The organism is Kitasatospora sp. NPDC059088 (assembly GCF_042738155.1).
Classification (GTDB): Bacteria; Actinomycetota; Actinomycetes; order Streptomycetales; family Streptomycetaceae; genus Kitasatospora.
Window position 1 is genome coordinate 1 of the sequence record NZ_JBHYGR010000119.1, and the last position, 9,923, is coordinate 9,923.

Genomic DNA, 9,923 nt, shown 5'->3' on the forward strand with positions numbered 1-9,923 from the left:
GGACCGCCTTCCAGCGGGCCCTCCGGGCGCTTCGTTCTTTCGTGTTTCAAGCTTATCAGATGTTTTCCGCTCCGTTTTCCGGAGTTTCATTCATCCGATTTGGCTTTTGCCTTTCGGCGCTCCCGAACTCTACCAGAGTTTCTCGGTCCGTTTTCCCGGTAGTTCTCGAATTCGCATTCGTATTCGAGGACTTCCTTGGGGCTCGTCCCGTGGGGCAACCCGGAGAACATTACGCACCGGGTAGCCCCACGTCAAACCAGCCTCAGCGGGGCCGGACGAGGGTCTGGAGCGGGGCTCAGACCTCGACGACGACCGGCAGGATCATCGGCCGGCGGCGGTAGTTGTCCGCGACCCACTTGCCGATGGTCCGGCGGACGAGCTGCTGCACCTGGCGGGGCTCCAGCACGCCGTCGCTCGCCGAGCGGTCCAGGGCCTCCTGGAGCTTGGCGACGACCGGCACGAAGGCGTTGTCGTCGATGCCGGAGCCGCGGGCCTGGATGGTCGGGCTGCCGACCAGCTTGCCGTTGGTGGTGTCGACCGCGACGAAGACCGAGATGAAGCCCTCCTCGCCGAGGATCCTGCGGTCCTTGAGCGAGGCCTCGGTGATGTCGCCGACCGAGGCGCCGTCGACGTAGACGTAGCCGGCCCGGACCTTGCCGACGATCCGGGCGACGCCCTTCTCCAGGTCGACGCAGACGCCGTCCTCGGCGATGACCACGCGGTTGCGCGGCACGCCGGTGGCGATGCCGAGCTCGGCGGCGGCCCGCAGGTGGCGCCACTCGCCGTGGACCGGCATCAGGTTGCGCGGCTTGCAGATGTTGAAGAAGTACAGCAGCTCGCCGGCCGAGGCGTGGCCGGAGACGTGCACCTTGGCGTTGCCCTTGTGCACGACCTTGGCGCCCCAGCGGGTCAGGCCGTTGATCACGCGGTAGACGGCGTTCTCGTTGCCCGGGATGAGCGAGGACGCCAGGACGACGGTGTCGCCCTCCACGATGCGGATCTGGTGGTCGCGGTTGGCCATCCGGGACAGCGCCGCCATCGGCTCGCCCTGGGAGCCGGTGCAGATCAGCACGACCTCCTTGTCCGGCAGGTCGTCGAGCTGCTTGACGTCGACGACCATGTTGCCGGGGACCTTGAGGTACCCGAGGTCACGGGCGATGCCCATGTTGCGGACCATCGAGCGGCCGACGAAGGCGACCTTGCGCTTGTACTCGTGCGCGGCGTCCAGCACCTGCTGGATGCGGTGCACGTGGCTGGCGAAGGACGCGACGATGATGCGCTTGTCGGCGTTCGCGAAAACGTTTCGCAGCGCGGCCGAGATGTCGCGCTCGTGCGGGATGAAGCCGGGGACCTCGGCGTTGGTGGAGTCCACCAGCAACAGGTCCATGCCCTCCTCCGCCAGCTTGGCGAAGGTCGGCAGGTCGGTGAGGCGGCCGTCCAGCGGCAGCTGGTCCATCTTGAAGTCACCGGTGGCCACGACCATGCCGGCGGGGGTGCGGACCGCCACGGCGAGGGCGTCCGGGATGGAGTGGTTGACCGCGATGAACTCGCAGTCGAAGGGGCCGATGCGCTCGCGCTCGCCCTCCTTGACCTCCAGCACGTACGGCCGGATGCGGTGCTCGGCGAGCTTGGCCTCGATCAGGGCGAGGGTCAGCTTGGAGCCGATCAGCGGGATGTCCGGGTTCTCCCGCAGGAGGAACGGGACGGCGCCGATGTGGTCCTCGTGGCCGTGGGTGAGGACGATGCCGTCGACCTTGTCGAGGCGGTCCCGGATGTAGCTGAAGTCCGGGAGGATCAGGTCCACGCCGGGCTGCTCGTCCTCGGGGAAGAGGACGCCGCAGTCGATGATCAGGATGCGGTCGCCGTACTCGAGGACCGTCATGTTGCGGCCGATCTCGCCGAGGCCGCCGAGCGGAGTGATGCGGAGGGCGCCCTCCTTGAGGGCCGGGGGCGCGCCGAGTTCGGGGTGCGGGTGGCTCAAAAGACTCTCCTCACGACGCACGCCATATGCCCGGGGTCCTCCCCCTGGAGACATATGGCGTGCGTACTCAGTGTCGTTCTTCCTACTGGGTCTGTGCTCTCGCGCCTTCGGTCCGGTCCAGCGGCGGACCCGGTCGGGTCCGGCGAGCCGGGGCGCGCACGTCTGTGTCTGCTACAGGTGTACCCCGCCGGAGGCGAGATCCTGCTTCAATCGGTCGATCTCCTCGGACGTCGCGCCGACCAGGGGCAGGCGCAGCGGCCCGGCGGGCAGGCCCTGGAGGTCCAGCGCGGCCTTGGTGAGGATCACGCCCTGGGTGCGGAACATACCGGTGAACACCGGCAGCAGGCCCTGGTGGACGGCGGTGGCCTTGGCCACATCGCCGGCCAGGTAGGCCTCGATCATGGCCTTCAACTCACCGGCGACCACGTGCCCGACGACGCTGACCACGCCGGCGGCCCCGACGGACAGCAGCGGCAGGTTCAGGATGTCGTCGCCGGAGTACCAGGCGAGGTCGGAGCGGGCGATCGCCCAGGCCGCCGCGCCGAGGTCGCCCTTGGCGTCCTTGTTGGCGACGATCCGCGGGTGCTCGCCGAGCCGGACCAGGGTCTCGTGGCTCAGCGCGACCCCGCTGCGGCCCGGGATGTCGTACGCCATGACCGGCAGGCCGGTGGCGTCGGCGACCTGCGTGAAGTGCCGGTACAGGCCCTCCTGCGGGGGCTTGTTGTAGTACGGCGTGACGACCAGCAGGCCGTGCGCCCCGGCCGCCTCCGCCTGGCGGGCCAGTTCGACGCTGTGGTGGGTGTCGTTGGTGCCGACCCCGGCCACCACGTGGGCACGGTCCCCGACCGCCTCCACCACGGCGCGGACGAGCTGGGCCTTCTCGGCGTCGCTGGTGGTCGGGGACTCACCGGTGGTGCCGTTGACGACGAGGCCGTCGTTCCCGGAGTCGACGAGGTGCGTGGCGAGGCGCTGGGCGCCGTCGAGGTCGAGCGCGCCGTCGGCGGTGAACGGGGTGACCATCGCGGTCAGTACCCGGCCGAACGGCGTCTGGGGGGTGGAGGTCGGAGCCATGCGTCCAAAGCTACTCGTAGGCGGTGGGGCGGTACCCATGCCGGTCCATGGTTCGGACAGGTGAGCAGGCCAGGGGCGGGGAATGGGATCCCGGTGCTGCCCGCTCGGGGGTTCGGGCAGCACCGGGATCCGTGGTCACGAATGTAGGGAGCGGCTAGAAAAGCCGCAATCCAGACATGCCCGACACTCTGCCCATATGCCTGTCGTCCCAGGTCAGGGGGCGACCCGGCCGTGCTTCTCGAAGGCCGCATGGGTGAGCGGCATGAGCTGGGCCCACTGCTCCTCCATCCGCTCCGCGACCATCTCGATCTCGCGCTGCGGGAAGGACGGCACCGCCGAGTTCTCCCGCCGGGTGCGCAGCGAGAGGAAGTGCATCAGCGAGCGCGCGTTGCAGGTCGCGTACATCGAGGAGAACAGGCCGACCGGCAGCACCGCCCGGGCCACCTCGCGGGCCACGCCGGCCGCCAGCATCTCCTGGTAGCGGGCGTAGGACTCGCGGTACGCGGCCTCCATCGCCCCGGTGGTGGTCCCGTGCTGCTCCGGGGTGCCCTCGTGGAACTCGTACTTGCCCGGACGGCCCTGCTGGACCAGCTTGCGGTCGGTGCCCGGGACGTAGAAGACCGGCTCCAGCTCGCGGTAGCGGCCGGACTCCTCGTTGTACGACCAGCCGCTGCGGTGCCGGTGGAACTCGCGGAACACGAAGATCGGCGCGCTGATGAAGAAGGTCATCGAGTTGTGCTCGAACGGCGTGCCGTGCCGGTCGCGCATCAGGAAGTTGATCAGGCCCTTGGACTTCTCCGGGTCCTGCTGGAGCGCCTCCAGGGACTGCTCCCCCGCGGTCGACACCCGGGCCGACCAGATGACGTCCGAATCGGCGGCGGCGCTGCGGACCAGCTCCACCGTCACGTCGCTCCGGAAGCTGGGGGCCGTCGGTTCGTCGCTCACGCGTTACTCCTTGCGGGTTCGGTGCTGTGCAGCTTGATGGCGTGCTGCATGGTCTTGCGGGCGCGCGGGGTGTCGCCGGCGTCGGCGTAGGCCACGGCGAGGCGGAACCAGACCCGCCAGTCGCCCGGCGCGGCCTCCGCCTCGGCCTGGCGGCGGGTGAACACCGCGTCGGCCGAGGCCCGGTCGATCCGTCCGCCGCCGGTGCGCCGGAGCTCGTCCACCGGCAGGCCGCCCTCGGCCTCCAGCTCGCGGGCGAGCTGCTCGCTGGCCCGGCCGAAGCGGACGGTCTGGCGCAGGAACCAGATGCCGATCACCGGGATCACGAAGGCGCAGAGGCCGATGCCGATGCCGAGCGGCTTTCCGGTGGCGACCAGCTGGACGCCCTCCCCCACGCAGAGGAGGGCGACCAGCAGCAGTACGCCGGACAGGACGAAGAAACCGGTACGGGAGGTCATGTCGCGCTCCTGGGGTTCACCACGGTCACACGTCCAGGAAGTGTTCGAGGCCGAAGGTCAGCCCCGGGGTCTCGACGACCTTGCGCACGCCCAGCAGGATGCCCGGCATGAAGCTGCTGTGGTGCAGTGAGTCGTGCCGGATGGTGAGCGTCTCGCCGGTGTCGCCGAACATCACCTGCTGGTGGGCGAGCAGGCCGCGCAGCCGTACGGCGTGCACCGGCACCCCGTCCACGTCGGCGCCGCGCGCGCCGGGCAGGCTGTGGGTGGTCGGGTCCTGCTGCTTCGGCCGGCCGGCCTCGGCGCGGGCCGCGGCGATCAGCTGGGCGGTGCGGGTGGCGGTGCCGCTGGGGGCGTCGGCCTTGCGGTCGTGGTGGAGTTCGACCACCTCGACCGACTCGAAGTACCTCGCCGCCAGCTGGGAGAACTTCATGCCGAGGATCGCGCCGATGGAGAAGTTGGGCGCGATCAGCAGGCCGAGGTCGGGGGCCTGCGCCAACAGGCCCTCGACGGTGGCCAGTCGCTCGTCGGTCCAGCCGGTGGTGCCGGTGACCACGTGGATGCCGTGGCGCAGGCAGTAGTCGAGGTTGCCCATCACCGAGTCCGGGTGGGTGAGTTCGACGGCGACCTGGGCACCGGCCTCGGTCAGCTCCTCCAGCCTGGAGCCGCGGCCGAGGGTGGCCACCAGCTCCAGGTCCGGCGCGGCCTCGACGGCCTTGACCGCCTCCGAGCCGATCCGTCCGTTGGCACCGATCACGGCGACACGCAGCGTCATAGCGACGTTCCTCTCCGGGGGGACAATCCTCAGACCAGCAGATCGGCGAGCCGGGCGGCCCGCTTGTCGTTGACCGGCCCGATCAGCGCCAGCGACGGCCGGTACGCGCCCAGCACATCACGGGCCACCGCGTGGACGTCCTCCAGGGTCACCGCGGCGATCCGCGCCAGCATGTCGTCCACCGACAGGTGGTGCCCGTAGCTGAGTTCGGCCTTGCCGATCCGGTTCATCAGCGAGCCGGTGTCCTCCATGCCGAGCACGGTGGAGCCGGAGATCTGGCCGATCGCGCGCTGCAGCTCCTCCTCGGTGATGCCGTCGGCGACCACCTTGGCGAGCTCCTCGCGGCAGATCCGCAGCACCTCCTCGACGCGCTTGGGCTGGCAGCCGGCGTAGATGCCGAACAGGCCGCTGTCCGCGTAGGAGGAGGAGTACGAGTAGACGGAGTAGGCCAGGCCGCGCTTCTCCCGGACCTCCTGGAACAGCCGGGAGCTCATCCCGCCGCCCAGGGCCGCGTTGAGCACGCCCATCGCCCAGCGGCGCTCGTCGTGCCGGGGCACGCCGGGCACGCCCAGCACCAGGTGGGCCTGCTCGGTGGAGCGGTTGAGCACCTCGACCCGGCCGGCCGTGCGCAGCGCCTTGACGCCGCGGCGGGCCTCGGCGGGCGCCGCGGTGGAGCGGGCCAGCACCGGCGCGAAGGCCTCCTGGACCTGCTTGACGACCTTGCGGTGGTCGAGGTTGCCGGCCGCCGCGACGACCAGGTTCTCCGGGCGGTAGCGGCGGTGGTAGAAGCCGGCGACCTGGTCCCGGGTGAGGGCCTTGATGGTCTCCTGGGTGCCGAGGATCGGGCGGCCGAGCGGGCCGCTGCCGAAGATCACCTTGGCGAACAGGTCGTGGACGACGTCACCCGGGTCGTCCTCGGCCATCGCCATCTCCTCGAGGATGACGCCGCGTTCGGCGTCGACGTCCTCGGCGCGGATCAGCGAGCCGGTGAGCATGTCGCAGACCACGTCGATGGCCAGCGGCAGGTCGGTGTCCAGGACCCGGGCGTAGTAGCAGGTGTTCTCCTTCGCGGTGAAGGCGTTCATCTCGCCGCCGACCGCGTCCAGGGCCGCCGAGATGTCCAGCGCGCTGCGCCGCTCGGTGCCCTTGAAGAGCAGGTGCTCCAGGTAGTGGGTGGCGCCGTTGAGCTGCGGGGTCTCGTCCCGGGAGCCGACGCCGACCCAGATGCCGAAGGTCGCGGAGCGCACTGTCGGCAGGGTCTCGGTGACGACCCGCAGGCCGCCGGGGAGGACGGTGCGGCGCACCGTGCCGGCGCCGTCGACGCCCTTGAGCAGGGTCCGGGTGGAGCCGGGACGCTGCTTTACCGCCGGGGCCTGGGCCACGGGGGGTACCTCCAGAGGAAACGCACGTGGAATGGCACGTACGGACGAACGCGTGGACAACAGGGTGCGGCCCGCACGCCGGGAGGCGTACGGGCCGCAAGGGTCAGCTAGCGGCGCTTCACTCGGAAGCGGCCTCGCCGCCTTCCTCGCCCTCGACGACCGGGATCAGGGAGAGCTTGCCGCGCGGGTCGATCTCGGCGATCTCGACCTGCACCTTGGCGCCGACGCCGAGGACGTCCTCGACGTTCTCGACGCGCTTGCCGCCGGCCAGCTTGCGGATCTGCGAGATGTGCAGCAGGCCGTCCTTGCCCGGCATGAGCGACACGAACGCGCCGAACGTCGTGGTCTTGACCACGGTGCCCAGGTAGCGCTCGCCGACCTCCGGCATGGTCGGGTTGGCGATCTGGTTGATCGTGGTGCGGGCGGCCTCGGCGGCCGGGCCGTCGGCGGCACCGATGTAGATGGTGCCGTCGTCCTCGATCGTGATCTCGGCGCCGGTGTCCTCCTGGATCTGGTTGATCATCTTGCCCTTGGGGCCGATGACCTCACCGATCTTGTCCACCGGGATCTTGATGGTGATGATCCGCGGCGCGTTCGGGGACATCTCGTCGGGCGAGTCGATGGCCTCGTTCATCACGTCGAGGATGTGCAGGCGGGCGTCCTTGGCCTGCTTGAGCGCGGCGGCCAGCACGGAGGCCGGGATGCCGTTCAGCTTGGTGTCGAGCTGCAGCGCGGTGATGAAGTTGCGGGTACCGGCGACCTTGAAGTCCATGTCGCCGTACGCGTCCTCGGCACCGAGGATGTCGGTCAGCGCGACGTAGTGGGTCTCGCCGTCGATCTCCTGGGAGATCAGGCCCATGGCGATGCCGGCGACGGCGGCCTTGAGCGGCACACCGGCGTTCAGCAGCGACATGGTCGAGGCGCAGACCGAGCCCATCGAGGTGGAGCCGTTGGAGCTCAGCGCCTCGGAGACCTGGCGGATCGCGTAGGGGAACTCCTCGCGGGTCGGCAGGACCGGGAGGATGGCGCGCTCGGCGAGGGCGCCGTGGCCGATCTCGCGACGCTTGGGCGAGCCCACGCGGCCGGTCTCGCCGACCGAGTACGGCGGGAAGTTGTAGTTGTGCATGTAGCGGCGACGCGTCTCCGGGGAGAGCGTGTCGAGCTGCTGCTCCATCCGGAGCATGTTCAGCGTGGTGACGCCCAGGATCTGGGTCTCGCCGCGCTCGAACAGGGCCGAGCCGTGGACGCGCGGGATGGCCTCGACCTCGGCGGCCAGGGTGCGGATGTCGGTGACACCGCGGCCGTCGATGCGGACCTTGTCCTTGATGACGCGCTCGCGGACGACCTTCTTGGTCAGCGCGTTGTAGGCGGCGCTGATCTCCTTCTCGCGACCCTCGAACTCGGGGAGCAGCTTCTCGGCGGCGACCGCCTTGACGCGGTCCAGCTCGGCGTTGCGCTCCTGCTTGCCCGGGATGGTGAGGGCCTTGGCCAGCTCGTCCTTGACGGCGGCGGTCAGCGCGGCCAGGACGTCGTCCTGGTAGTCCAGGAAGACCGGGAAGTCGGCGGTCGGCTTGGCGGCCTGGGCGGCGAGCTGCGACTGGGCGGCGCAGAGCACCTTGATGAAGGGCTTCGCGGCGTCCAGACCGGCGGCGACGACGTCCTCGGTCGGCGCCTCGGCGCCGCCCTCGACCAGCTTGATGGTCTTGTCGGTGGCCTCGGCCTCGACCATCATGATCGCGACGTCGCCGTCCGGCAGGACGCGACCGGCGACGACCATGTCGAAGACGGCCGACTCCAGCTCGCTGTGGGTCGGGAAGGCGACCCACTGGCCCTTGATCAGCGCGACGCGGACGCCACCGATCGGGCCGGAGAACGGCAGGCCCGCCAGCTGGGTGGAGGCGGAGGCGGCGTTGATGGCGACCACGTCGTACAGGTGGTCGGGGTTGAGCGCCATGATCGTGCAGACGACCTGGACCTCGTTGCGCAGGCCCTTGACGAAGGACGGGCGCAGCGGGCGGTCGATCAGGCGGCAGGTGAGGATCGCGTCCTCGGAGGGCCGGCCCTCGCGACGGAAGAACGAGCCGGGGATGCGGCCGGCGGCGTACATCCGCTCCTCGACGTCCACGGTCAGCGGGAAGAAGTCGAAGTGCTCCTTCGGCTGCTTGGACGCGCTGGTGGCCGACAGCACCATGGTGTCGTCGTCGAGGTAGGCCACGGCGGAGCCGGCGGCCTGACGGGCCAGACGGCCGGTCTCGAAGCGGATGGTACGGGTGCCGAAGGAACCGTTGTCGATCACGGCCTCGGCGTAGAACACGTTCTCTTCCACCTGGAAGATCTCCTCTTTCGTACGTTCTCCGGGAGAGCGTCCCCGCGCACTGCCTCGGGCTGGCCCTGGGGCCCTCCTGCCAGGGAGGGCGGCAGTCGGGCCGGTCTTCGATCGAAGCCTCCGGGGTGCCCCGCTCGTCGGCGGGGATTCCGGGGGCCACTACCGAGGACCGGCGCCTCACGGCTGCCGGGCCGGGACGGGCGGTCCGCGTCTGGACGCTCTCTCGGATGCGGGCGGCTTCCGTTTGAAGCCTTCGTCCCGCGGGGGGTTTGGGTCTGCTGCCCGGGTGGCGCTCCTGCGCCATCACCCGGCATGCCCACAACCCTACGGTGCAATCCTCGGCCACCTGGGGAGGTGCGCGCGAGTTGTTATGTCAGGGTGCCGCGTTCGAACCCGCCGCGGCATACGCGCGAGGGGCGGCTCCCCGGTGTGGGGAGCCGCCCCCTGCGGCGGTCTTAGCGGGCGCCGCCGGCGGCACCGCGACGGATGCCCAGGCGGTCGACGAGCGTACGGAAACGCTCGATGTCCTTCTTGGCCAGGTACTGCAGGAGGCGGCGGCGCTGGCCGACCAGGATCAGCAGGCCACGACGCGAGTGGTGGTCGTGCTTGTGGAACTTGAGGTGCTCGGTCAGGTCCGAGATGCGGCGGGAGAGCATGGCCACCTGGACCTCGGGGGAACCGGTGTCGCCCTCCTTCTGGCCGAACTCGGCGAAGATCTGCTTCTTGACGTCAGAGGCGAGTGCCACTGCAACTCCTTCAAGGTCTACCGAGCGGTCCTGGTCGACAGCACAGGACTCTGCGAGAACTCGGTGTCGCGAGCGCTGTCCGCGGTCGACGGCCCACGAAGGGGTGGACACACGGCTGCGCTCGAAGGCCAAGGGTACCAGTGCCGGGGGGGCCCGCCCCCCCCCCGGGCGGCGGCCGGCGGGGGGGCCCGGCCCGGGCGGGGGGGGGGCGCCGCGCCGCCCCCCGCCGCCCCGCCCGCGAGCCT

General features: G+C 70.3%; 8 protein-coding genes. All 8 read right to left on the minus strand.

Going from position 1 to position 9,923, the window contains the following annotated elements; genetic code table 11:
• Positions 1 to 295: 295 nt before the first annotated feature.
• The 8 genes from ACFWXO_RS35640 to rpsO all read right to left on the minus strand — a co-directional run bounded on the left by ACFWXO_RS35640 (position 296) and on the right by rpsO (position 9,678).
• Positions 296 to 1,981, minus strand: a complete 1,686-nt coding sequence (locus ACFWXO_RS35640; protein ID WP_375896092.1) for a ribonuclease J — start codon at positions 1,979 to 1,981, stop codon at positions 296 to 298.
• A 171-nt stretch (positions 1,982 to 2,152) separates the two neighbouring features.
• Positions 2,153 to 3,052 carry a 4-hydroxy-tetrahydrodipicolinate synthase gene (gene dapA / locus ACFWXO_RS35645; protein WP_380529294.1) on the minus strand — a complete coding sequence of 300 codons (900 nt, stop codon included), beginning with the start codon at positions 3,050 to 3,052 and terminating at the stop codon, positions 2,153 to 2,155.
• A 213-nt stretch (positions 3,053 to 3,265) separates the two neighbouring features.
• Positions 3,266 to 3,997: an FAD-dependent thymidylate synthase gene (gene thyX, locus ACFWXO_RS35650; protein WP_375896087.1), complete on the minus strand. Its 732-nt coding sequence runs from the start codon at positions 3,995 to 3,997 to the stop codon at positions 3,266 to 3,268.
• Positions 3,994 to 4,452: a hypothetical protein gene (locus ACFWXO_RS35655; RefSeq protein WP_375896085.1), complete on the minus strand. Its 459-nt coding sequence runs from the start codon at positions 4,450 to 4,452 to the stop codon at positions 3,994 to 3,996. The genes thyX and ACFWXO_RS35655 overlap by 4 nt, the downstream gene beginning before the upstream one ends.
• A 25-nt stretch (positions 4,453 to 4,477) precedes the next feature.
• The gene (gene dapB, locus ACFWXO_RS35660; RefSeq protein ID WP_380529296.1) at positions 4,478 to 5,224 is read right to left on the minus strand and encodes a 4-hydroxy-tetrahydrodipicolinate reductase; all 747 of its coding nucleotides are present in this window, start codon (positions 5,222 to 5,224) and stop codon (positions 4,478 to 4,480) included.
• A gap of 29 nt (positions 5,225 to 5,253) precedes the next feature.
• Positions 5,254 to 6,606: a M16 family metallopeptidase gene (locus ACFWXO_RS35665; RefSeq protein ID WP_375896080.1), complete on the minus strand. Its 1,353-nt coding sequence runs from the start codon at positions 6,604 to 6,606 to the stop codon at positions 5,254 to 5,256.
• Between the two features lie 118 nt (positions 6,607 to 6,724).
• A complete protein-coding gene (locus ACFWXO_RS35670) occupies positions 6,725 to 8,932 on the minus strand; it encodes a polyribonucleotide nucleotidyltransferase (protein WP_375896078.1) in 2,208 nt (735 codons plus the stop codon).
• 455 nt (positions 8,933 to 9,387) lie between these two features.
• Positions 9,388 to 9,678 (minus strand): 30S ribosomal protein S15, encoded by a 291-nt coding sequence (gene rpsO / locus ACFWXO_RS35675; RefSeq protein ID WP_188302791.1) that lies wholly within the window; start codon positions 9,676 to 9,678, stop codon positions 9,388 to 9,390.
• Between the last annotated feature and the right edge of the window lie 245 nt (positions 9,679 to 9,923).

What these genes read in the sequence shown, in the direction of transcription:
- dapA (WP_380529294.1), bottom strand. Translation starts at nt 3,052, where the DNA reads ATGGCTCCGACCTCCACCCCCCAGACGCCGTTCGGCCGGGTACTGACC.
- ACFWXO_RS35655 (WP_375896085.1), bottom strand. Translation starts at nt 4,452, where the DNA reads ATGACCTCCCGTACCGGTTTCTTCGTCCTGTCCGGCGTACTGCTGCTG.
- dapB (WP_380529296.1), bottom strand. Translation starts at nt 5,224, where the DNA reads ATGACGCTGCGTGTCGCCGTGATCGGTGCCAACGGACGGATCGGCTCG.